Origin of the sequence: Staphylococcus sp. NWU MKU2, from assembly GCF_033283605.1 — a bacterium.
Lineage (GTDB): Bacteria > Bacillota > Bacilli > Staphylococcales > Staphylococcaceae > Staphylococcus > Staphylococcus haemolyticus.
Genome location: NZ_JAVSMH010000008.1, coordinates 29754 through 53360 on the forward strand (window position 1 = coordinate 29754; position 23607 = coordinate 53360).

A 23607-nucleotide genomic window follows, 5' to 3' on the forward strand; every position below is an offset into this window, starting at 1 on the left:
TAATTATATGACTTGATATTACTAGATAAAGTTAATTAATATCTATTTATCTTCTAATTCTCTTTCTAAATCTTTTTCATCTTCCATAGCGATTGTCGCTTTTTCAGATTCTTTTCGATACTTTTGATACATGATGACAAGTACGATTGCCCAAACTGGTGCGAATAGTACTGCAAAACGTGTCGTACTATTAATAAGTAAAACGATAAAGATAAATGCAAAGAAGGCAAGAATGGCATATGCCATGTATTTGCCACCAGGCATTTTAAATTTACTATCATTGTGTAATTCAGGGTTTCTCTTCACGAAACCTAGATACGCAATCATAATACATGTCCAAATCATAATATTGAGCACTGTTGAGAACGTTGTGATTTGAACGAATACCTTCGTAGCATCTTTAAATACTGCGTTTAAAATAATCGCAATACTTAATAAACCACAAGTAAGTAAGATAGCGTAATATGGAACACCATGTTTATTCGTCTTATGTAAGAATGGTGGGCCTTGCTTTCTTCCCGCTAAACCGAATAGTGTACGACTGTTAGCGAAGATACCACTATTACATGAAGATGCAGCTGCTGTTAAAACTACAAAGTTAATGATTCCCGCTGCGAATGGAATACCAACTAAACCAAATAGTTTTACATATGGACTTTCCGCAGGATCTAATTGATTCCAAGGTACAACTGACATAATAACAGCTAATGAACCAATGTAGAATATTAATATACGGAAGGGTACATTGTTAATTGCTTGAGGAATAGTTTTATATGGATTTTTAGTTTCCCCTGCAGTGATACCGATTAACTCAATACCAATAAATGAGAAGATTGCCATTTGGAATGCCATTAAGAATCCAGATATGCCATTAGGGAAGAATCCACCATGACTCCAAATATTCGCTACACTTGCTGTACCATAATCAGTCTTCATTGCGAAGATGACCATAACAATACCTACAACAATTAATGCGATAATCGTAATAACTTTAATTAGTGATAACCAGAATTCAAGTTCACCAAATAATTTGGCGCTAAATAAGTTCATACCTACAAGTACGAGAATCGTAAATGCAACTGTTAACCAGTTAGGTATTGCTGGATACCAAAATTCAACGTATTTAGCAACGGCAGTTACTTCAGCCATACCTGAAATAATCCAAGTTAGCCAGTATGTCCAACCGACCATAAAGCCTGCCATTGGACCAATATGATGATGAGCAATATCACCAAATGATTTAAATCCTAGATTAGACAATAAGATTTCTCCCATTGCTCGCATAAACATAAATAATACGAAACCAACGATAATATATGTAAGTAAAATCGATGGACCTGCTAAGTGAATGGATTCACCTGCACCTAGGAATAATCCGGTACCAATCGCACCACCAATTGCAATAAGTTGTATATGCCTATTGCTTAATTCCCTTTGCAGTTTATCTGCCATAATGTTCGTCCCCTTCATGAGTATACATGTGACTTAAAATTATGACTGACTACGAATACTCTGTATAATTAGTTAATTAATTGTATTAAATTATGTAATTAATTTTTTTGTTAAAATTAATGATACCCTATTTATTAATTTTTAATCAATGAATTATACAAATTTTCGTATTAATAATAAGTGGAAATAAGAGAGGTATATGATGTCATAATCATGCGTGAAATAGGCGTTTCTTCGGCTATAATTCCTATAATTAAGACTGCCTACTGTCTAAATATAAAGTTTTTAAAAACATATAATTTTACATAGTTGTCAATTGCATTTAAATTATAACTATAGAAAAAAGATAGAAAGTGGGCTAATCATGCTTAATGATTTTAATGAAATATTAGAAGGTCGTAAATCAGTTAAAGGTTTCGACCCAGATTATAAAATTCCTCATGAAGAAATGAATGAAATGATTGCAAAGGCAACGAAAGCACCTTCATCAGTGAATATGCAACCTTGGCGTTTTGTTGTGGTTGAAAGTGATGAAGCGAAAGCTAAATTGCGTCCATTAATTCAATTTAATACAAACCAAAATGATACATCATCAGCAATGATTGTCATTTTTGGGGATTTACAATGCTATGAAGAAGGCGAATATATTTATGAACAAGCGGTTGTCAATGGTCACATGCCACAAGAAGTTAAAGAACAAATGTTACCGATTGTTTTAGAAAATTATAAAAATCGCACACGCCAATCAATGAATGACATTGTTAAAGTAGACAGTAGTTTAGCTGCTATGCAATTGATGTTAGTTGCTAAACAACACGGTTATGATACTAATCCAATTGGTGGATTTGAACATGAAGAAATCGGTAAAGCCTTTGGCTATGATTTAGAACGTTATGTTCCAGTGATGATTGTCGCAATAGGTAAGAAAGCTAAAGAGGCACACACATCATTTAGAATGCCAGTTGATCGTGTAATCGATTATAAATAATACTTCAATTTAATAATGAAAAACGCGTAACTGACTGAAATAATAAGACGCTTATATCAAGTTTTTTAGTTAAAGTCACTCATGCGGTGGGGCGGGACAATGTGTTCATTATGAATACTGTTCCGCTTTTTAAATGAAGAGATGTATTGAGTCAGTGCTATTCATATTTATGATGAAGAAAAAGGGTATAGCTTAAGATATCAAATTGGGAAAAGGGTGATCCATTTATGGATAATAAACAATTAAACACATTAACGCGTATTCAGAAAGGATTATATGAAACAACAAAGGCAGTCTTGCCATTTGATAAACGCTACCGTATTAAGTCATTTTTGCTAGAACGACCAAAAAGCAATATAGTCATTTATCATTCACCAGGTTTAAATGAAGCAGTGACAGATATTCAATTATTAGGTGGTGCTTCACGCGTTTTAATGAATCATGAGCATGAATCCTTAGGTGGAACGCCTAGTATAGATATACCATTTTGGATTCATCGTGATGATGTAGCAGCAATCAATCGAACGGTACCGATTGATGGACAGTTTGAACAACGTGAAATGCTTGCTGATGATTTAGAAGTCATTCCTACTCCAGGACATACGCCAGGTACGACGATGTTTCTATGGGATAACGGTGAACATCGTTTCCTTTTTACAGGCGACTTTTTATGTGTGGATGATGGGGAATGGCGTACAGTTATACTCAATTCAAGTGACCGAGAAGCATCCATTAAAAGCCTCGAATTGATTCAAGACTTAGATTTCGATGCTATTGTACCTTGGGTTGCGATTGAAGGAGAAGGTGCTGTCTTTTTTGTTGAAAATGAGGAAGATAAACGTAAGAGACTACAAAAAATTATAAATCGCGTCCGTCGTGGTGAACATACGTAACTCGCATATTAAAATATTCTTATTAGAGGTGATGGTGCATGAATATAAATCGAGGAATCAATCATATCGGACTCACAGTACCGGATATTGAAGCGGCGACAGCCTTTTTCAAAGAAGGTCTCAACGGCAAGATTGCTTATGATAGTCAACGAAAGACGGATGAACCTCGTGGTGGGGAAACAGTTGAACACATTCTTGGTTTAGAAAAAGGGGCATCCATTATTCATAAACGTATGATGGTCTTTGGTAATGGACCGAATATTGAAATGTTTGAATTTAAAGATGCGCATCAAGGTCAAGCGCAAACGTTACAAGACATTGGTTTTACGCATATTTCATTTTATATCGAGGCAGAATACTTCGATGAGGCCGTTAAACAGTTGACGCAAGCTGGAGGTCAACCTATTTCAGAGCCGCATGCGAATACGAAATATGAAGACACTGAAGGTAATCGAACTATTTATGTAAAAAGTCCGTGGGAAAGCTTAATTGAATTACAAACGGTTCCTAATGGATTTTACTATCCGGATGATAGTGAGGCAGAAGTTTTTATGCCGAAAAAGGTCGACAATTAAAGTAATTTAAACATATTATTATTCATTAATATGACACATTTGTCATATTAAAAAAATTAAGTATTTTCTCCTTTTAAATTAATGTATAATGCCTTTAACAAGCCTTCCAAGTAGCTTGTTAAGCTAGATATTATAAGGGGTTTAGGGTTATTAGATGTATGCAATTTTGAATATCTATGCTTAAAAAGGGTATAAAATTAAAGACATAAAATTTTGTTTATGTCAACAACAATTTAAGGGAGTAATTTTCATGATTGATATTCAAATTGAAAAATCAGAATTAATCGATGTAATTGAAAGTATTGTAAAAGAAAAAGTGTATGTTGAAAGTGACGATGCATGTGAATTTTTAGCGACTGAGATTGTAAATGGTTTGGAAGAGCTTAATAGTGATGAAACACAAGCGAATAACTTGTTAGGACTTAATAGTGAGTTGCAGCACGAAGTCGATGAATCAAATGACGCAATTAAAGTGACCTTATCTGCTGCAGGCAGTGCCTCCAGTAGCTCGCAATTTGTTAATAAAGGCGCGGAATAAACGTTAGTGATTATTAAAAATGTTAGCGCAAGAACTTTTGATTTCAACAGCAATATACGAATAAAAATAAGCACCACCTATTATGAAAAGCGAATGCTTTTAATAGGTGGTGCTTATCATGTTATGACGCATTTATGAGAATAATACTTTTAAGATGTTAAATAGAGAACCTATTAATTGAAGAAAAGTACCAGACATAACGAGACCTCCTCTTGATTAAACTTGAAATGTATTAAGCGTTTCGTGTTAAATTCTCACTTTGGACTAAATCATCTGCTAAGTCATGCCAAAATTGTTGTAATTCAGCTCTAGTACGTTTTGTGTCAGTACTATCTTGGCCGACAAAATCTACATGATCCCAATCATGTTTTGTTTGTGTTACTTGCCAAATACCTTTTTGATTTGTATCCGTTGCTTGTGTATAAGCTTGATTAAATGGATGTTGTGATGAAATAACAGACACTAAGCCATCATTTTCTCGCCATTCTTTTTCAGCTGCCTTACCAATTACATTAGCAGTAAGGGTGAATGGGAAGAATAAATTTAAATCAGATTTTTGACGTCCGAACAACGATGCATGTGTTGATTCTCCTGTGTAAGTTTTATACACAATGTTAGGGTTTAATGATGTTTGACGATTAAGGTTTGTCGCACCTTCACGTGTTAAATCATAAAAGCCATTGTCTTTGGTTTGCCATAGTTTTGAATCTTTAACACGTTTGACATAGTCAACGTAAGACTCGTTAGGCTGTTGTTTTAGACCCCATTGAGACAGACCGAAGTCTACACGTGAATCTTTATTGCCAAGTACTTTTCCTGCGTCAAAGACAACTTGACGAATAAGCGCTTCGTTACCTAATAAATCTGACGCATGTGTGCCGTTATGTGGCGTTCCAAGTGTCGTAATTGATGAAATCATATTATCGTTTTGACCTTGATATAAAGGTGAAATATCGCCACCATGTACACGTTGATATTCTTGTTCTTCTGGATTACCATTTCTTAATAAGGATTCTAATTGGCGAATCGTTTGACCGCCCATACTATGTCCGACAAGATGTACTTTTTGGCCTGGTTGCCAATCTTTATATACGCCTTCATAAGTTTTACCGTAACGTTCATGACCATATTTGGCAGCGTGTGCAGCACCATAATCCACAGTTCCGCCTTTAATATAGTAATAAAGTTCGACAGCACGATCGTAGTTACTACCAAACGCACTAATACTCGCTTCATAAGATTCATAGCCGTTCTCTTCTAAATCTTGGCGTATGTTTAATTTATCGCCACCCCAATAGTGTGCTAGTACGGATGGGTTTATGTCATCAGTAAAACCATTAAATCCGTGAACTAAAATAATAGGGTCTTGATTTTTATACTGAGCTTGTTTCGCAACTTTATTGGTTTGATCTTTCGTTCCAGTTGCAGCTTGTGATTTAGATTGAGTGTTTGTCGTTGCGACTGCGTTATTTTTAAGTGTATTTAACCCAGATTGTGCATCTTTATTTTGTTTAGAAGACTTATCACTATCTAAAGTAGGGTTAGTTTGCCCATCAATTGAAATATTACTATTATCGCTATTTTGTGTATTAAGACGATTCGTTACTTCAGAAGTTGTCGCTTCCTTCTTAGTTAACGTTTGTTGCTGAGCTTGTGTTGCGGTTTTAAGTGCGTCACCTTGATTGTCGTCATTATCCTTTGGTTGTGATTGTGCTTGTTGATTGTCGACTTTTGGTTTATCTGACGTATTTGATTCTGTTGACTGTTGTTGTTCAGTTGATTTAAGTGTGTTTGGATTAATTTCATTTGAAGAAGTATTTGCATCTTCAGATTTAACAACATTTGAATGTGGTTGATTTAATGCTTCTTTTTTATTATCAGACGTTTCATCAGTTTGTGATTGCGTATGTGCAGTTGTTTTCTTAGTTGTGTCGTCTTCTTTAGAAGCTGTATCAGTTGATTGTGTTGACGGTTTTTCCTGTTTAGATGATTCAGATTGTTGCGTTGTTATGCCGTCGTTAGTAGTTGGTTTAGAAGTTTGTGTATCAGTTGAAAGTGATTGTTGAGAAGTTTGTTTAGCTTCAGTTTGTTGGTTATCGCTATTTGAAGTTGGCTTCTCAGATTTTACAGTGGTACTTTGATGCGTCTCATCTGAAGTTGAAGTAGTTTCATTCGTTGTAGATGCATCGTCTGTTTGATTATGTTCATTATGTAAGCTAGTTTGTGAATTATTTGTATTATTTTCAGTTTGAGACGCTTGCGACTTATCTTGTTCAGTTGATTGAACTTGTCCCTTTTGAGTCGCGTGTGTGTCTTTATCCCCAATAGATTGTGCTGACGCCGTTTCAGGAGTTCCCACCCCCTGTTGTTTCTCGGCTGCCTGTGCTGAGCCACCTCCCATGAATAGCAACGTTGCTACTACAACTGATGACGCGCCTACGCTCAATTTACGAATACTAAATCTGTTCTCTCTTGTTTTCATAAACAGCACCTCTATTTTATTTAATTTTTGAAAATGAAAATCTATGAATCCATATTAGATAAATAAATTAATGATTGCTCGTGGCAAGAATTCAAACAATTTGCTAAAGATCGCTTTAATAGCTTCCATAATGACCTCCCTTTCATTTTAAAAGAGAAAGCGTTTACAAAATTAGGTAAAAAAATATGTATTGCGAGGATACCTTAAGTGAAAAAACGTATCTCTTTCAAAGTAATTTAAACAAATAGTAACCTTGCTCACTAGCAAATGTCAATGACTTAGTAGGAATCGTTTTTATATGGCAACGAGTTGGGACGGTCTTTAAATCATAAAAAAGACTGAAACGATAATCGTTCCAGTCGTAAAATAGCGGAGAGGGAAGGATTTGAACCAACGCGAGCAAAAAGCTCCTACCAATCATAAATGATTGGCCTCTTTAGCCAGGCTTGAGTACCCCTCCATAAAATATTTTTTTAATATGTTTTACAGTTTACCTCTAACAATTTATTTTGTAAACAAAAAATACTTTACTTTTGTTATTAAATTAAAAAATAAGTCTAAAGTTTTATTAATTAATACGTCTAAAGACGTATATTGTCCGACTAATATTATATAATAATATTGAAAAATTATTATATTGAGCGATGTATGTCGTGACATAGCTTTATAAAAGAAAGGTATTGAGGAGAATAATATGTGGAAATCAAAATTTGGTAAAACATTTATTGCAAGTGTAGTGATTGGAACAACGATGTTTGGTTATGCCGGTCATCATGATGAAGCGCAAGCTGTTGGTAACTATTATTATGATGGCTTACATGCAGGTGAGTACTCAGGATATTTAAAAGCTAAAAAGATCAGTAACAGTTCAATTTCAAACAAATATTATCCAAATGCATCTCAAAGTAATTTGAAATCTATTGGTCGTGTTTCGAATTTAAATGGTTGGAAAGTGGGGATTCCAGAATATAAAGGTCAAGACTCAGTGGGTACTGGTACGGTTATTGGTGCGCATACCTTTGTCACAAATGGACATGTTATTGATGATAAATATGGTAAAGCTGCAGCACCAAAATATATAAAATTTCAATTGAATCGTAATGGTAAATCAATACCTTATACTTTTCATGCAAATGAAGTCATTAAGGTACCGCAATATGATATTGCGATAGTCCACACTAAAGAAAATATGTCGAAGTATGCTAAACCAATGCGTATTGCGACAGATTCTGAAATTAAGAAATTGAAATTTAATACACCTCTATATTCATTAGGTTACTCAAAAATTAATGGTGACAATACGAAACCATATCTTAGTAAATTTCGCGTAACACAATTTTCTCCTAATGGTTCAGAAATTCAAACGAAAGACATTTTTAGATCAGGTGCGTCAGGTTCGCCTATGTTAAATAGCAAATATACTACAATGTACGGTATGAGAACGTATGGACACAATTTAGGTGGTACTGCGACCGATATGTATGCTAAGCAAGAAGCTTCTGGAGGAGAGTCTTTCAAAGGATATGCTGGTAAATTTGTTCGTCAACATATTAAGTAATTTGATTGAATAAATTGAATTACAAGCGTTTCGCAATTTATTTTACAAAGGGAATAAAGGGTGGAGAGAAATGAAGAGAAATTATTTAATTATTGGTGTGCTTACTGGAACAATGTTATTAGCTGGTTGTAGTTTAAGTGACTTTGGACTTGGAAATGGAACATCCGACGATAATAACAAATCATCACAAACGGATAAATCGAATAAAGATAGTAATTCGAAATCTGATAATAGTACTAATAATAAGAAAAATAATGATGCGAATTCAGTAAACAGTGTTAAAGATTTAAATCAAGCTGAGAAAGTCGCATTAGCGCTAAGTGATGACAGTGTATCTAATGTAACTATAACTGCCGATGATTTAAAGCGTCATTCATACATTGAAAATAGTAATACTGGGAAAAGGCAACAAAGTATAGATAAATACGAATTAGAAGCAACTGGAGAAGCAGTTGAAGACGCACCAGAAGGGATGACATTTTATAGTGCTTCACCTGGCAAAGGATCTTTTGCGACGTTAATCGGTGTGAGTGATGATAAAGTAGCAGTAATAGGTACGCAAAATACAGGCAAATATCGACAATTTATTCAATCTGACTTAGGACATGAACTTGATGTTAAAGATTTATATCATAAATATGGCAAAGATTCAGATTATAAAAAAGTCGCAAAACAAATTTCTATTAGTGGTGGTTCTAATAGTGCACATTCTGCTAATAGTAATGATAAAAATACGAAAGAATACTTTGCTAAAATATGGCTGACAGCACGAAATGACGCAGATGACATATTTAACGGAGACGACCATACGTATGAACCTGTAGATATGTCGGGTAAACCGATTAATTCGTATAATGAAGATGCATCAGAAGTGTACCCTGAGGGAACGATAGTATTAGCACCGTCTGTTAATGCGTTAGGTCACATTACTTTTAAAGATAATAATGATGGGACAGTCACATTTTACGATGTACCAAGTCATTTCCAAGACCATCGTTGGACCGAAGATGGCTACTCTAAACAAGAAACAGCTCGAATTTTGAAAAATGGTCAAACGAAGAAGATTAAGAATGCTTCAGATTCAAATATTGAAAAAGTAGCAAGTTACATTACATCTGATACGCCTAGACAACCTGAACATTATGATAGTTCAAATTCAGATGACAGTAGCTCAGAAGACTCTGATAGTAGTTCAAGTGACGAAACGGTGACACGTGATAATGTCATTGATAAAGTTGAAGAATACGAAGGGCATACTTTAGATACGGACACATACACATATAAAGAACCAGAAAAAAATTCTGACGGAGATTGGGGCTTCTCATTTACTGATAAAAATGGTGAATTAGCTGGATCATATATTGTAACCTCAGACGGTAGCGTTACGAAATATGATGAAAACGGCGAAGAAGAATAAACCTTTAAAATAAACGATAACAATGTATAAGGCACCTCGTTAATTTAGCTTAGTGATGTTCAATAAATTAACGAGGTGCCTAATTTTATTGTATTTTGTAGATACATAGATGAACTACTTTATCGAACACTTTCATTATTTATAAATACCTTTAATCTCATCTAATCTTTCTACAAAACTATCAATATATGATTGTGGTTTCAGAATCTTAGCATGTGGCGCTAATTGATAAGCGATATAGTACGCATCGAAACGCGTACAATTCACCCATACTGTAATATAATCCTCACTTCGTTCAACAACTTCTTTAATAGAAAATTGCTGTTGGAATTGGTTCCAAAAGTGTGTGTATTTGGAATAAAACAGGATTACAAGTGCCATCCTTCTTGAATTTCAAATTTAAAACTTTCACAGACAAGATATCACGAAGTAGTATCGTCTCAATTTCATGATCCTCTTCGTACGTAAACCAATAATCATAATGCATATACAAAATAGATAATGGTTTAATGACTATCTTTTTATCTTCAAGCTCGATGCGAACAATATCTTTATTCACAATCGCTTTTTGTAAAATCATAAGATTTTTCCCGGGCAATAATTCCTGTCTAATTTTAAATTGATTTAACGTACTCATTAAAACGTGTTTATCTGAAACCTTCATTGAACTAATTGAGCTAAGTAAAAATTTGTGAATATCGTGATGCAATATGGGTGTTAAACTTTGAAGTTTAATGAGTAAACTAAGAATGCCTAAACTGTGTTTACTTTGTGTTTTCTGCTTAAGTTCATATCCTGCCAATTGATGATTATAAACGACTCTAGTATTACTATGACTCCAAAACTCATTTTCATAAAAGAATGTGTTAATAGTATTAATATCACGCTGTATCGATTTCTTACTCACATCAGTAAATTGATTTAAGTCGTGTTGCGTAACAACGTGACCTTTAAGAAGCAAAGTTAAAATATTTAGTATACGAGTTGATTTATCCAAGAATTGGGTCCCCTTTGCATCAATTCTATATTTACTTTGAAAATTAATTATATAGCATCATATTCTTTTTACGATGTGTATAATTCCAAAATTAAAAAGTAGCGATATATCAATAAACATAAATATTAGGACGACGTCCATTCACAAAAGAGTTAATTTATAAATGTTTTATTTAATATTGCATTTAAAAGAAAAAAGTGATAAATTTTTATGTAAGCGGTTACACAAAAGGAGTGGCAAAGTGAGAACGATTAAAGAAGTGGCTCGACAAGCAAATGTGTCAGTAGCCACAGTCTCAAGAGTGATTAATAAAAGTGGTTATGTGAAAGAAGCAACACGTAAAAGAATTGAGCAAGTCATCAAAGAATTAGATTATTATCCTAATGAGACTGCAAGAACTTTATTTACTAAAAAATCAAAAACAATTGGACTGCTTTTACCAGATATGAGTAACCCGTTCTTTACGATTGTTGCTAAAGGTGTAGAAGACACAGCAATTCAAAAAGGGTACCACGTCATGATTGGCAATGGTGAAATGCGAGAACATAAAGAACTAAACTATCTAACCACTTTTAAAGTGAATAATTGTAGTGGCGTCATTGCTTCACAGTTATCAACTCAATTTGCCTTTGATCAGTTTAATTCATATCAATTACCCTATGTACTAATTGACCGTGTAACAGATAATCAGCAATGTATAGAAGCGGACCATTATAAAGGTGGGAAACTACAAGCTGAGACAATTATTAAAGGAAATGCACAGCGTGTACTATTGTTGCATCAAGACTTGAATTATCGCTCTTTTGAAGAACGATTTAATGGTGCAAGGACTACTCTAAAGAATCATGACATTCAATTATGGGTTGAGGATGAGCATGACATCACAATTGATAAACTGAAAGCATATGTCAACCATAACCATATCGATAGTGTGATATGTAGTAACGACGTATCTGCGCTTAAAATCATGAAATGGTTACATGATTTACACTTCCATATTCCAGATGATGTACAAGTCATTGGATATGATGATATTCCATTAGCTAAGTTATTTTATCCAAGTCTGACAACGATAGAACAACCTGCGTATGAAATTGGGAAACAAGCAGCATTAGGTTTGATAAATCAATTAGAACACAATGACGTAACAACGAAAGTCGTATTAGATGTTGATGTCATACATAGAGAATCTACAAGGAGGAAGAAATAATGACAAGTATATATGTAGTTGGAAGTTTATCTATTGATTTAGTAGTTTCTACAAATAAAGTACCAAGTAAAGGTGAAACCGTTCTAGGTGAGTCATTCTTTACAACACCTGGTGGAAAAGGGGCAAACCAAGCAGTAGCAGCTGCAAGACTCGGTGATGATGTTTACATGGTAGGACGCATCGGTGATGATGATTTCGGGAATCAAATTTTTACAAACTTAGAAGACAATCATGTTTTAACGACATTTCTGAAACCCGTTACACATTCTGCATCTGGTACGGCACATATCACTTTATCTGACAATGATAATAGTATCATCGTTGTACCTTCAGCTAATAACTATGTTACGTCAGATTACGCGTTGGAAGCTTTAAGTCAAGCTCAAGCAGGTGACATTGTTTTAATTCAACAAGAAATTCCCGCTGAAACAGTAAGAGATGTCGTATTATATTGCGATGAACACGATATGATATCAATTCTTAACCCAGCGCCATTCCGAGAAGTAGAGGCAGATGTTATTGAAAAAGCGACGTACATTACACCTAATGAAACAGAAAGCAATGCGATGTTCCAGACTGACATTGATAAAGCATTAGAGCGTTACCCTAACAAGTTAATAATTACATTAGGAGATAAAGGTGCTATGTATCATAACGGCACTGAAAAGATTCAAATTGATGGATTTAAGCGAGAAGTTAAAGATACAACAGGTGCTGGGGATACATTCAATGGTGCTTTCGCAGTAGGATTACAAAAAGGATATTCAATTGCACAAGCACTTAAACTTGCGAATTTAGCAGCAAGTCATTCAGTAACAGGTATGGGCGCTCAAGGTGGCATGCCAACCTTTTCAGAAATTGCAGGTGAATTAGATGTATAAAACAGGCATATTAAACAGCGACATTTCAAAAGTACTCAGTGATTTAGGACATACAGATCAAATTGTAATAGCTGATTGTGGGTTACCCGTTCCTAAAGACGTTAAGAAGATTGACCTTGCTTTAACATTAGGACAGCCAAGTTTTCTAGAAGTTTATGAAGTACTTAAGCAACACATGGAAATTGAACACGTAACGATAGCTAAAGAAATGGAAGTAGACAATGCACCTATCTTTGAACAAGTGACAAAGGACTTTTCAGAATTAGAACAAGTTAACCACGAAACATTTAAAGCATTAACTAAAAACGCTAAAGCAATTATTCGCACAGGGGAAGCAACGCCATATGCAAACATCATACTTCAAAGTGGTGTCATATTTTAAGGGGTGAAATTAATGATTCAAATGACTAATATCCATAAAGCCTTCGGGGACAACGAGGTTCTAAAGGGTGTTGATTTTACTCTAAAGCCAGGTACAGTGCATGCACTAATGGGAGAAAACGGGGCTGGTAAATCAACACTCATGAAAATTCTAGTCGGGATTCATAAAAAAGATCAAGGTGTTATCACTAATTCTGATATTGAGATCGACTATAACAATCCTAAAGAAGCGGAAGAAAAAGGATTAACATTTATTCACCAAGAATTGAATTTATATCCAGAATTAACAGTGCTTGATAATTTATTCGTTGGAAAAGAAATCAGAAACAAAATAGGAATACTAAATAAAAAAGAAATGAAGCAACAAGCTGAGCAAGTGTTTAAAGAATTAGATTTCTATATTCCATTAAACAAAGTGGTCAAAGATTGCTCAATTGGTGAGCAACAAATGATAGAAATAGCTAAAGCGATGATGACTAAAGCACAAATCATTATTATGGATGAACCAACAGCAACATTAACAGATAAAGAAATTCGACGTTTGTTCGACATGATTCTTAATTTAAAAGCTAAAGGTGTGGCATTTGTATACATTTCACATAGAATGGCTGAAATTTTTGAGATTTCGGATGAAATAACGGTGATGCGTGATGGCGTTTCTGTTATGTATGATGAAACGGCAAATCTAACATACAACCAAATTGTTAAAGCAATGGTTGGACGTGAATTAGATGAACAGTTCCCACATAGAACGTATGAACCACAAGATGTTGTTTTAAACGTAAAACGTCTCAATAATCCGCTACATCATATTGAGAATCAATCATTTTATCTTAAAGAAGGTGAAATATTAGGCGTGAGTGGTCTAATGGGGGCAGGTCGTACTGAGATGATGAGAAGTTTGTTCGGTGTCGATAAAGCAGATAATGAAATTGAAATTAAAGGACAAACAGTATCTATAACGTCTCCAATCGAAGCGATGAAACATGGACTTGCTTTTATAACTGAGAATCGTAAAGAAGAAGGGTTAATTTTAGACTTCTCCATTCAAGATAATATGGTATTACCTTCATTATTTAGCTTTTCAAAACATGGCATCGTAGACGATAAAAGTTCTGAGCAATTTGTTGATACGATGCGTAAAAGACTCAATATTAAATCTCCAGGTAGACTGCCGGCCGGCTCATTATCAGGTGGTAATCAACAAAAGGTCGTATTAGCAAAGTGGATTGGTACCGGCGCGCAAATCATTATTTTAGATGAGCCTACACGAGGTATTGATGTCGGAGCAAAAAGGGAAATTTATCAACTTATGAATGAACTTACGGATCGTGGTGTGTCTATTATTATGGTCTCATCTGAATTGCCTGAAGTCATTGGTATGAGCGATAGAGTGATGGTCGTTCACGAAGGTAATATCAAAGGGGATCTTACAGGAAATGAAATTACAGAAGAAAATATTATGACTTTAGCTACAGGGGGGAACTTTAAATGAAACAGTTAACAGCTAAAACATCGTTCATGGAAAAGATTATTCCATTTATTGGTCTGATTTTATTAATTATTGTAGTGAGTATTTTAAACCCATCATTTTTAGATTTATCTAATTTACTCAATTTATTAAGACAAATTTCTATCAATGGTCTGATTGCCTTTGGTATGACATTCATTATCTTAACTGGCGGTATAGACTTATCAGTTGGTTCAATTCTTGCATTATCATCGGCGTTTATTGCATTAATGATTACGAGTGGTGTTGACCCAATAATTGCATTAATTATTGGCGTACTGATTGGTTTTGTTTTAGGTGCAGTAAATGGTTTATTAGTTACTAAAGGAAATATGGCGCCATTTATTGCAACACTTGCGACAATGACGATTTTCCGTGGATTAACATTAGTTATTACTGACGGAAATCCAATAACAAATTTAGGTGATAGTTATTTATTCCAATTATTTGGTAAAGGCTACTTTATCGGTATTCCAGTACCAGCAGTAACAATGATTATCGTGTTTGTGATTTTGCTTATTATTCTTCAAAAAACAACATTTGGACGTCATACATATGCGATTGGTGGGAATGAGGTAGCTGCTAAAATTTCAGGTATTAAAGTTAATAAAATTAAAATTTTAATTTATGGAATTTCAGGGCTAATGTCAGCGTTAGCTGGAGGCATATTAACATCACGTTTAAATTCTGCACAACCAACAGCAGGTACTTCTTATGAGTTAGATGCCATTGCTGCCGTAGTACTTGGTGGTACGTCATTAACAGGTGGTAAAGGACGAATTGTTGGAACATTAATAGGTGTACTTATTATAGGTGTTTTAAATAATGGATTAAATTTACTTGGTGTTTCTTCATTTTACCAACAAGTCGTTAAAGGTGTAGTTATTTTAATTGCGGTATTAATTGATCGTAAAAAATAAGAGAAAGCAGGATAACAATATGAAAAAATTATTAGCCATTACATTAGCACTTGTCCTATTTTTAGCAGCATGTTCCTTAGAATCACCCTTGAAAAATGATAAAAATGGTAAAACAAATAAGAAAAAATCAGAAATTACAATAGGCGTAAGTATTTCAACTTTAAATAATCCATTCTTCGTTAAAATTAAAAATGGAATTGAAAAAGATGCTAAAGCACAAGGTATGAAAGTTAAAGTTGTAGATGCTCGAGATGATTCAGCTAAACAAACGAATGACATTGAAGATTTAATTCAACAACAAGTTGATTACTTAATTGTTAACCCAACAGATTCAAGTGCGATTTCAAGTGCTGTGGAGTCAGCGAACAATGAGGGTATTCCAGTAATCACGTTAGATAGATCTGTAGATAAAGGCGAAGTTGCGTCATTTATTGCATCAGATAACGTTGAAGGCGGTAAAATGGCTGGCAACTACTTAGTTGATAAAGTGGGTAAAAATGCAAAAGTTGGAGAACTTGAAGGTGTTCCAGGTGCAAGTGCAACGAGAGAAAGAGGTAAAGGGTTCCATGAAATTGCAGATAAACAGTTAAAAGTAATTGCTAAATAAAGTGCGAAGTTTGATAGAGCAGAAGGATTAAACGTGACGCAAAATATGCTTGAAGCACATCCTGACATTAAAGCCATCTTTGCTCAAAATGATGAAATGGCACTTGGTGCAATCGAAGCAATTGGGGATAAGGATATTCAAGTCATTGGATTTGATGGCAACGAAGATGCAATGAAATCAATAAAAAATGGCAAACTAGATGCGACAATAGCTCAACAACCTGAACTTATGGGTAAAGAAGCAATTAAAGTGGTCAATGGATTAATGAAAGGCGACTCTGTAAATAAACAAATCAAAGTACCATTAAAATTGAAACAAAGTAAGAACTAAATATGCTTGAAATAATAAAGATTCTGAGACGGTAAATCATCTCAGAATCTTTTTTAATTAATAAGTGATTGATGAGAACGTAACAATGCATAAACTGTATCTAGATGTGGTGTGTTCACGTTATGAGATTTTGCCTGTCTAAAGATAAATCCTTGTATTGCTTCGACTTCTAATGGCTGATGATTGATTATATCGTAATACATACTCGTGCCCATATGATCAGGATAGCCAGCATAAATTTGCATAATGTCATCGACGATTGTATTTGGAAACTGTATACCTGATGCTTCGGCTACTTGATGTCCTTCTTTTAATAGTTGACGACATAGATGTTTGACTTCGTTAATTTTTAAGATTTGAGCAGTATTGTGACCAAGTGCAGTTATAGAATTAATACCTAAATTCACTAATAATTTATACCAAATTTTTTCTTCAATATTGTCTTCTAAAACCATTTCTATTTTGGTTGTATCGAATAAGGATTTTAGATGCGTTGTGGTATCATCTTTCTGCAAATGTAAACGATAATCTCGAAAATGAACGACTTCGCTTTCGGATTTTTGGCCGCTTATGTATACGACTGCCTGATATTTGTGATTGAAAGGAAGTTGCGGCAATAAGCCATAACCATTTTGAGCTAAAATAAAGCACGTTTCATTATGTGCGAAGTGATGTAATTTTGGAATTAGTGAATTAAGTTGGTGCGTTTTAACCGCAATGATAATAACATCAAATTGCGTATTTATGTCATCAATACTTTTGACTTTGATAGTTTCATTTGCAGGTTGGAGGGTCATTATCTTATTAGAACGACCGATTAATGTAACGTTTGGCAGTGATTGTTGCAGTTCATAAGCAATCGTCGTACCAACCGCACCAGGTCCAATAACAGCAATTTTCATTTTAAACTTTCCTTTCTGATTAGAATCAAACATATATGTATAGAAGTATCTATGCACTATAAATATAATCATATAGTATAATCATTTTACTTTTATATGTAAATTAATCTTTTAATTAAAAAGATGGATAAGCAAAGATAAATATTAGAACAGAAAATGATATGATTTTATATGGAAGTTGATATATAATATTGAGTTGAAATAATGGGATAGCAACTTATAAAGTTTTGTTTAAAAATGTGGACATAAATAATAGGAGTTAATTTAAAATGAAAAATTTAGCAAAATTAGTTGAAATGAAACAAGACAAAACGAAAATTTCGATGATTACAGCATATGACTTTCCAAGTGCCAAACAAGCACAGGATGCAAATATAGATATGATTTTAGTTGGTGATTCACTTGGAATGACGGTACTAGGTTATGAAACAACAACACAAGTGACATTAGAAGACATGATTCATCACGGCAAAGCGGTACGTAGAGGTGCTAATGATACTTTTGTAGTAGTGGACTTACCAATTGGCGCAGTTGGTGTAAGTGATGAACATGATTTGAAAAATGCGATAACACTTTATCAGGAAACAAATGCCAATGCGTTAAAAGCAGAAGGTGCACATTTAGTTAATTTCATTAAGAAATCAACACAAATTGGAATTCCAATCGTAGCGCATCTAGGATTAATGCCACAAAGCGTTGGTGTTATGGGATATCGATTACAAGGTAGCACGAAAGATGCGGCTAAACAGTTAATTCAAGAGGCACATGCAGTTCAAGAAGCAGGCGCAGTTGCTTTAGTATTAGAAGCGATTCCAAGTGACTTAGCTGGTTTAATTAGTGAGCAATTAGATATACCCGTTATTGGTATTGGCGCAGGAAAAGACACAGACGGTCAAGTATTGGTTTATCACGATATGTTAAATTATGGCGTTGATCGCTATGCTAAATTTGTACAACAATTTGGCGATTTTTCAGTAGGAATTGATGCCATCAAACATTATGATGAAGAAGTTAAGGCAGGGACTTTTCCAGCTGAAGCCCACACATATAAGAAAAAGATATTGAATGAGGTAAACAGCAATGACTAAAGTGATTCAAACTGTATCTGAGATGCAACAAATTACACAGGAATTGAAGCGTACAGGTAAAACGATTGGCTTCGTTCCAACGATGGGAGCCTTACATGAAGGTCATTTGAGTATGATGCGTCGCTCAGTTGAAGAGAATGATATTACTGTAATTAGTGTATTTGTAAATCCTCTACAATTTGGTCCAAACGAAGATTTCGATGCCTATCCACGTCAAATTGATCAAGATGTAGCCTTAGTTGAGGCAATTAATGTTGATTATGTATTCCATCCAGCAGTAGAAGAAATGTACCCAAACGAGCTAAGTGTCACGTTAAAGGTAGGACGTCTAGCGGAAGTCTTAGAAGGTGCACAACGTCCAGGTCATTTCGATGGTGTAGTTACGGTCGTAAACAAGTTATTTAATATTGTGAGTCCTAATAAAGCATACTTTGGTAAGAAAGATGCACAACAGCTCGCAATTGTTGAAAAAATGGTAGAAGATTTTAATCATCCAATTGAAATTGTAGGTATTGATATTGTACGTGAAGCGGATGGACTTGCACGTAGTTCGCGAAATGTATATTTAACTGACGACGAGAGACAAGAAGCTGTTCACTTGAGTAAAAGTTTGGAAATAGCTCAAACATTGTATAAACAAGGAGAGCGACGTAGCCATATTATTGTTGGTGAGATTAAGACATATTTATCGGAACATACAAGTGGTCATATTGATGAAGTTGCAATTTATAGTTACCCTGATTTAGAAGTTGCGACAGAAATACAAGGACAAATTTTTATATCATTAGCTGTTAAGTTTTCGAAAGCACGATTGATAGATAATATAATTTTAGGAAGTGAATAGTAAGTTATGATTAGAACGATGATGAACGGTAAGATCCATAGAGCACGTGTGACTGAATCAAATTTAAATTATGTTGGAAGTATTACGATTGATGCCGATATCTTAGACGCAGTCGATATTTTACCTAATGAAAAGGTAGCCATCGTAAATAACAATAATGGTGCCCGCTTTGAAACATATGTTATTGCTGGTGAACGAGGTAGTGGCAAGATTTGTCTTAATGGTGCAGCATCTCGATTAGTTGAAGTTGACGATGTGGTGATTATTATGACCTATGTCCAATTAGATGAACGTGAATTAGTTGACCATGCGCCTAAAGTGGCTGTTATGAATGAAAAGAATGAAATTATTCAAATGATTCATGAGAAAGAAGGAACAATAATCAAATAATTAAGTGTGACGGCAGTCTAAAATAGTAAAATTGATTTTATCCGGTAGCTTAAAAGCTATCGGATTTTTGTGTGGACTGTGTATCATAGTGATATAAACATCACCTAAAATTATAACATTTGTATAGTATAATAATATTATACAAAAATTGTTATAAGATTAGAGGGATCGTTAATGAAAAAATTTCTATCACTTAGTATCACATTTATGTTAGTGTTAACAGCCTGCAGTACACATGAACCATCTAAAGAAAATAAAACGGAATCTCACACGAAACAAACGGATACTAAAACAACAAAAGACAATAAAAAGCAAAACAAGGATGATAATAAAAAGAAGGATGAAGAAAAAAACAAAGATATTATACCTAACTTTTCTGAAAAGGAAAAATTGGCTTTAGCTTTTTGTGTCGACCATGTTGACCAATATACATTAACGAAAAATGAAATTTTAACTGGATTTTATTTAGCTATAGCTCCAGCTGGAGAGGAACACTATAAATTAGTTGATTTTACGTTAGTTAAATATGATAAACCTATTGCAAATGCGCCAAAAGATATGCATTTTTACACCGTATATCCTGACAAAAGAAGTTTCGCTGCCATCATCGGTGTGAATAATGAGAAGATATTCTTAGGAGGAACGCAAGCTGCAATCATTGATTATAATGAATTAATGCAACATGGAAGAGAAGTAAATTTAAAAGATGTCTATTTAAAAAATAAAAATAATAAAGCCTTGCCAGAATTAGTAAGTAAAATGCATATTGATAATAAGTATCCTGAAATAAGTTATGACGAGAATGGAATGTCTAATAAAGAGCTAGAACGATCGGGTGTAGTAGGTTTACATCTTAGAAATCAAATCTATCAAATTATTGCAGACTTTGAAGGTATTAGCTTAAAAGATTCAGGTTATTTATGGGAAGATGTGAAGCTACTTAATTCAAATGGAGATTGGTCGGTACGATATCGCAATCAAGATGGAGAAATCGTTGGTTCTTATAGAAATATGAATGACAAAATTCAAAAGCTCGATGCTAATGGAAATGTAGTTAAAGAAAAAAAGGTTGAATAGTATATAAAAACGCTCAGAGTGCAATATATTAGCTTTCTGAGCGATCTTTATATTTAACATATTCCTCTAAGGATTGACCAGAGTGTTGTACTTTAGTCGCATTGTTTTTTACTAGGTAACGCAAATGCCACGGTTCATATTGGTAGCCTGTGATCTGTTCTTTACCTTTTGGATAACGCACGATAAAACCATAACGATGCGCATTTCGCGCAATCCATTGTCCTTCCTTTGTTGCTCCAAAACATTCGCGTAAATTAGCATCTGATTCAATAGCACCCACATCATAACTTAACCCACTTTGATGTTCAGAAGTGCCAGGACGTGTACTATAACGGTCTGCATTTTCTTCACCATCACGCGCAACATATTGATTATATAAATTCACTTGTGTTTCGTAACTTCTAAATCCACTAATCTTATAAAGACTCACACCATCTCTTTCAGCATCAGTAAACATTTGTTGTAATGCACGTTGTGCTTTAGGCTTCTCACCAGGATTGTAATCAGATGGTAGTTTAGTTGTTTTATTAACGATTAAAATGCCGTCATAGTATGTTTTACCGTTTATGACTTCCTTCTTCTGTTGTTCATTGCCAGTAGTTTTAGTCGATGCATTACGATTATTCTTATTTTCTATGTCTTGTTCAAAGCTACATGCACATAAAATTAAGGTACTCAAAATTAAAATTGTAAGAAACTTCTTCACAATATAATTCCTTTCCAAAAATATTTTAATATCATATTATTCATTACAATGTAAGATTAGCATAAAAAACAAATGAAATAAGATGAAAAACAGTAAAATTGTTTAATAGTTTAATTAAATACATGGTTATTACAACAATCCCAATTTTATAGTGTAACTTGTAAAAATATATGAACAACATATAATTATTTTATAGTATAATAATTCGGTACGAAGGAAACATTTACATTTTTTAATAGAGATTAAATATGTGTTTAAGGGGGGTAAGATATGAAGAAACTATTATTTATGTGTGGGGTGTTTTTACTTTTACTTGCAGCTTGTGGTTCTAATGATGGTTCCAAAGAAGATAGTGCTAAAACGAAATCTAACGCGGAACAAACAAAATCTAAGAAGTCTAAAAAAGACCAAAAGCTGGAAAAGGAAGTAGCAAAGCTTTCTGAAAAACAAAAATTAGCACTTGCCTTCTGTGTGGAGGATGTTGACCGATATACATTGACTAAGAATGAAATTCTAACTGGAATTTATGAATACAAACTTGCGACTGGAAATAAAAACTTTAAACTAGTTGATTTCAAATTTGTGAAGTACGATGATAGCATCAAAAATGCTCCAAAAGGTATGAATTTCTATAATGTATCACCTAATAAAGGGAACTTTGAAGCATTAATCGGAGTTAGTAACGATAAAATCTTTATCGGACGCATGCAATCTGGTTCATTAGATTACAAAGATTTATTAGGAAAAGGTAAAGAAGTAAAATTAATTGATGTCTATAAAGCGAATAAAGACAACAAAGCTTTACCAGAATTAACTGATAAGATAAATATTGTAGATAATTTATCTAAAAAAGATAAAGAAAATAACAATCCATTATCTGCAGAATACTTAGAGAAATCAGGAACAGTTAATACGCATTTCCGTAACCAAGTGTATCAAATGATTTCGGATTTCGAAGGTATTGCAGTAGGTAAGACAAACTATTTATGGGACGATGTTAAAATGGTCGGTCATAGTGGCGATTGGATTGTGAATTATCGAAATAAAGATGGCGAAATTTTAGGTACATATAAAACTAAAAATAATAAAATTATTAAGTTAGATGCTAATGGTAAAGTCATTAAGCAAGAAAATTAATAAGTTCATACTCAAGTTCTCAGGTTAATTAAATTAGCTTGAGAACTTTTTTTATAGGGTTTTATAATTATGCCAGTATGATACGATAAAGGTAAGGGAAAGACGGTAATTAAAATTACGCAAAGGAGTTTATGCTTATGAATCCAAAAGTAGGTTTTGGCGAAGCATTTAAGTTGTTTTGGAAAAATTATTTTAATTTCAAAGGTCGTTCAAGACGAAGTGAATTCTGGTTTATGCAATTATGGCATTTAATCTTTTATGGACCCGCTCTGATTCTTTATATTATGGCATTAATCATGATTATGTTCGCAGCAGGGTTTCAATCTGAAGGCTTATCAATTTTAAGCGTAGTTATGTTAGTTATCACAATCATTTATATGGTTTTATACGCAATTATTACATTCATTCCTAATTTAGCGATGACAGTCAGACGCTTCCATGACACTGATCGTACGATGTTTATTCCTATCTTATCAGTTGTATTAGGTGTGATATCTTTTATTGTGCAATTAATCTGGAATATTAATGACCCTAATGGTGAAAATGGATGGGCATTGTTATTTATTCTCCTATTTTCCCTAGTACAATTTGCTGTTTCAATCTACCAAATAGTAATCACATGCTTAAATAGTAAATTTAATAAAAATAAATATGGAGAAAGCCCTAAATTCAAAGGACATTATGAATAATTCAATGTGCTAATTCAATATGCTTAGCAACATAA

21 protein-coding genes, 1 tRNA gene and 2 pseudogenes are annotated in these 23607 nt (G+C 33.9%); 18 read left to right on the top strand and 6 right to left on the bottom strand.

Annotated features, from left to right (window positions below):
- Positions 1-42: 42 nt before the first annotated feature.
- Positions 43-1452: an amino acid permease gene (locus tag SBL15_RS10700; RefSeq protein WP_107612241.1), complete on the bottom strand. Its 1410-nt coding sequence runs from the start codon at positions 1450-1452 to the stop codon at positions 43-45.
- 364 nt (positions 1453-1816) lie between these two features.
- On the opposite strand from SBL15_RS10700, the gene SBL15_RS10705 reads away from it, so the two are divergent.
- The 4 genes from SBL15_RS10705 (at position 1817) to SBL15_RS10720 (ending at position 4446) form a co-directional block, all read left to right on the top strand.
- Positions 1817-2440, top strand: coding sequence for a nitroreductase family protein (locus tag SBL15_RS10705; protein WP_037550884.1), 624 nt, complete (start codon positions 1817-1819; stop codon positions 2438-2440).
- 227 nt (positions 2441-2667) lie between these two features.
- Positions 2668-3333, top strand: coding sequence for an MBL fold metallo-hydrolase (locus SBL15_RS10710; protein WP_107611984.1), 666 nt, complete (start codon positions 2668-2670; stop codon positions 3331-3333).
- A gap of 38 nt (positions 3334-3371) precedes the next feature.
- Positions 3372-3908: a VOC family protein gene (locus SBL15_RS10715; protein ID WP_317955949.1), complete on the top strand. Its 537-nt coding sequence runs from the start codon at positions 3372-3374 to the stop codon at positions 3906-3908.
- A gap of 250 nt (positions 3909-4158) precedes the next feature.
- Positions 4159-4446, top strand: a complete 288-nt coding sequence (locus SBL15_RS10720; RefSeq protein WP_037537441.1) for a hypothetical protein — start codon at positions 4159-4161, stop codon at positions 4444-4446.
- 232 nt (positions 4447-4678) lie between these two features.
- Here SBL15_RS10720 and lip read toward each other — a convergent pair whose 3' ends face one another.
- Positions 4679-6928, bottom strand: a complete 2250-nt coding sequence (lip, locus tag SBL15_RS10725) for a YSIRK-targeted triacylglycerol lipase (RefSeq protein ID WP_107611986.1) — start codon at positions 6926-6928, stop codon at positions 4679-4681.
- Positions 6929-7298: 370 nt separating this feature from the next.
- Positions 7299-7388, bottom strand: a tRNA-Ile gene (locus tag SBL15_RS10730).
- A gap of 234 nt (positions 7389-7622) precedes the next feature.
- Between SBL15_RS10730 and SBL15_RS10735 the strand changes: the two genes are divergently transcribed.
- Both SBL15_RS10735 and SBL15_RS13025 read left to right on the top strand, forming a co-directional pair.
- A complete protein-coding gene (locus SBL15_RS10735; RefSeq protein WP_317955952.1) occupies positions 7623-8486 on the top strand; it encodes a serine protease in 864 nt (287 codons plus the stop codon).
- Between the two features lie 526 nt (positions 8487-9012).
- Positions 9013-9903 carry a hypothetical protein gene (locus SBL15_RS13025; protein WP_390894805.1) on the top strand — a complete coding sequence of 297 codons (891 nt, stop codon included), beginning with the start codon at positions 9013-9015 and terminating at the stop codon, positions 9901-9903.
- A gap of 135 nt (positions 9904-10038) precedes the next feature.
- On the opposite strand, the pseudogene SBL15_RS10750 reads toward SBL15_RS13025, so the two are convergent.
- A pseudogene (locus SBL15_RS10750) lies at positions 10039-10900 on the bottom strand (hypothetical protein).
- Between the two features lie 241 nt (positions 10901-11141).
- Between SBL15_RS10750 and SBL15_RS10755 the strand changes: the two are divergent.
- From SBL15_RS10755 to SBL15_RS10780, 6 genes and pseudogenes are all read left to right on the top strand, one after another.
- The gene (locus SBL15_RS10755) at positions 11142-12110 is read left to right on the top strand and encodes a LacI family DNA-binding transcriptional regulator (RefSeq protein WP_107611988.1); all 969 of its coding nucleotides are present in this window, start codon (positions 11142-11144) and stop codon (positions 12108-12110) included.
- A complete protein-coding gene (gene rbsK, locus SBL15_RS10760; protein WP_053016146.1) occupies positions 12110-12991 on the top strand; it encodes a ribokinase in 882 nt (293 codons plus the stop codon). The genes SBL15_RS10755 and rbsK overlap by 1 nt, the downstream gene beginning before the upstream one ends.
- The gene (rbsD, locus tag SBL15_RS10765; RefSeq protein ID WP_107611989.1) at positions 12984-13373 is read left to right on the top strand and encodes a D-ribose pyranase; all 390 of its coding nucleotides are present in this window, start codon (positions 12984-12986) and stop codon (positions 13371-13373) included. Before rbsK ends, rbsD begins: the two co-directional genes overlap by 8 nt.
- A gap of 12 nt (positions 13374-13385) precedes the next feature.
- A complete protein-coding gene (locus SBL15_RS10770; RefSeq protein WP_107611990.1) occupies positions 13386-14867 on the top strand; it encodes a sugar ABC transporter ATP-binding protein in 1482 nt (493 codons plus the stop codon).
- Complete coding sequence (locus SBL15_RS10775; protein WP_011274507.1) at positions 14864-15802, top strand: ABC transporter permease subunit; 939 nt, start codon at positions 14864-14866, stop codon at positions 15800-15802. Before SBL15_RS10770 ends, SBL15_RS10775 begins: the two co-directional genes overlap by 4 nt.
- Before the next feature lie 19 nt (positions 15803-15821).
- Positions 15822-16739 (top strand): annotated as a pseudogene (locus tag SBL15_RS10780) (D-ribose ABC transporter substrate-binding protein).
- Between the two features lie 53 nt (positions 16740-16792).
- Here SBL15_RS10780 and SBL15_RS10785 read toward each other — a convergent pair.
- Positions 16793-17641, bottom strand: coding sequence for an oxidoreductase (locus SBL15_RS10785; RefSeq protein WP_107611992.1), 849 nt, complete (start codon positions 17639-17641; stop codon positions 16793-16795).
- A gap of 269 nt (positions 17642-17910) precedes the next feature.
- Between SBL15_RS10785 and panB the strand changes: the two genes are divergently transcribed.
- From panB to SBL15_RS10805, 4 genes are all read left to right on the top strand, one after another.
- On the top strand, positions 17911-18729 hold the full coding sequence (panB, locus tag SBL15_RS10790; RefSeq protein WP_107611993.1) for a 3-methyl-2-oxobutanoate hydroxymethyltransferase: 819 nt from the start codon (positions 17911-17913) through the stop codon (positions 18727-18729).
- The gene (gene panC / locus SBL15_RS10795; RefSeq protein ID WP_107611994.1) at positions 18722-19573 is read left to right on the top strand and encodes a pantoate--beta-alanine ligase; all 852 of its coding nucleotides are present in this window, start codon (positions 18722-18724) and stop codon (positions 19571-19573) included. Before panB ends, panC begins: the two co-directional genes overlap by 8 nt.
- A 6-nt stretch (positions 19574-19579) precedes the next feature.
- Complete coding sequence (gene panD, locus SBL15_RS10800) at positions 19580-19963, top strand: aspartate 1-decarboxylase (RefSeq protein ID WP_011274512.1); 384 nt, start codon at positions 19580-19582, stop codon at positions 19961-19963.
- Between the two features lie 174 nt (positions 19964-20137).
- Positions 20138-21040 (top strand): hypothetical protein, encoded by a 903-nt coding sequence (locus tag SBL15_RS10805; protein WP_053041719.1) that lies wholly within the window; start codon positions 20138-20140, stop codon positions 21038-21040.
- A 28-nt stretch (positions 21041-21068) separates the two neighbouring features.
- On the opposite strand, the gene SBL15_RS10810 is transcribed toward SBL15_RS10805, so the two are convergent.
- A complete protein-coding gene (locus tag SBL15_RS10810; protein ID WP_317955958.1) occupies positions 21069-21746 on the bottom strand; it encodes a M15 family metallopeptidase in 678 nt (225 codons plus the stop codon).
- A gap of 270 nt (positions 21747-22016) precedes the next feature.
- Here SBL15_RS10810 and SBL15_RS10815 point away from each other — a divergent pair, with 270 nt between their 5' ends.
- Both SBL15_RS10815 and SBL15_RS10820 read left to right on the top strand, forming a co-directional pair.
- The gene (locus tag SBL15_RS10815; protein ID WP_317955960.1) at positions 22017-22883 is read left to right on the top strand and encodes a hypothetical protein; all 867 of its coding nucleotides are present in this window, start codon (positions 22017-22019) and stop codon (positions 22881-22883) included.
- Positions 22884-23020: 137 nt separating this feature from the next.
- Positions 23021-23572, top strand: coding sequence for a DUF805 domain-containing protein (locus SBL15_RS10820; RefSeq protein ID WP_107611996.1), 552 nt, complete (start codon positions 23021-23023; stop codon positions 23570-23572).
- Positions 23573-23607 lie beyond the last annotated feature (35 nt).

Coding starts and splice junctions, on each gene's coding strand:
- SBL15_RS10700 (WP_107612241.1), bottom strand. CDS start 1,452: ATGGCAGATAAACTGCAAAGGGAATTAAGCAATAGGCATATACAACTT.
- SBL15_RS10705 (WP_037550884.1), top strand. CDS start 1,817: ATGCTTAATGATTTTAATGAAATATTAGAAGGTCGTAAATCAGTTAAA.
- SBL15_RS10710 (WP_107611984.1), top strand. CDS start 2,668: ATGGATAATAAACAATTAAACACATTAACGCGTATTCAGAAAGGATTA.
- SBL15_RS10715 (WP_317955949.1), top strand. CDS start 3,372: ATGAATATAAATCGAGGAATCAATCATATCGGACTCACAGTACCGGAT.
- SBL15_RS10720 (WP_037537441.1), top strand. CDS start 4,159: ATGATTGATATTCAAATTGAAAAATCAGAATTAATCGATGTAATTGAA.
- lip (WP_107611986.1), bottom strand. CDS start 6,928: ATGAAAACAAGAGAGAACAGATTTAGTATTCGTAAATTGAGCGTAGGC.
- SBL15_RS10735 (WP_317955952.1), top strand. CDS start 7,623: ATGTGGAAATCAAAATTTGGTAAAACATTTATTGCAAGTGTAGTGATT.
- rbsK (WP_053016146.1), top strand. CDS start 12,110: ATGACAAGTATATATGTAGTTGGAAGTTTATCTATTGATTTAGTAGTT.
- rbsD (WP_107611989.1), top strand. CDS start 12,984: ATGTATAAAACAGGCATATTAAACAGCGACATTTCAAAAGTACTCAGT.
- SBL15_RS10770 (WP_107611990.1), top strand. CDS start 13,386: ATGATTCAAATGACTAATATCCATAAAGCCTTCGGGGACAACGAGGTT.
- SBL15_RS10775 (WP_011274507.1), top strand. CDS start 14,864: ATGAAACAGTTAACAGCTAAAACATCGTTCATGGAAAAGATTATTCCA.
- SBL15_RS10785 (WP_107611992.1), bottom strand. CDS start 17,641: ATGAAAATTGCTGTTATTGGACCTGGTGCGGTTGGTACGACGATTGCT.
- panB (WP_107611993.1), top strand. CDS start 17,911: ATGAAAAATTTAGCAAAATTAGTTGAAATGAAACAAGACAAAACGAAA.
- panC (WP_107611994.1), top strand. CDS start 18,722: ATGACTAAAGTGATTCAAACTGTATCTGAGATGCAACAAATTACACAG.
- panD (WP_011274512.1), top strand. CDS start 19,580: ATGATTAGAACGATGATGAACGGTAAGATCCATAGAGCACGTGTGACT.
- SBL15_RS10805 (WP_053041719.1), top strand. CDS start 20,138: ATGAAAAAATTTCTATCACTTAGTATCACATTTATGTTAGTGTTAACA.
- SBL15_RS10815 (WP_317955960.1), top strand. CDS start 22,017: ATGAAGAAACTATTATTTATGTGTGGGGTGTTTTTACTTTTACTTGCA.
- SBL15_RS10820 (WP_107611996.1), top strand. CDS start 23,021: ATGAATCCAAAAGTAGGTTTTGGCGAAGCATTTAAGTTGTTTTGGAAA.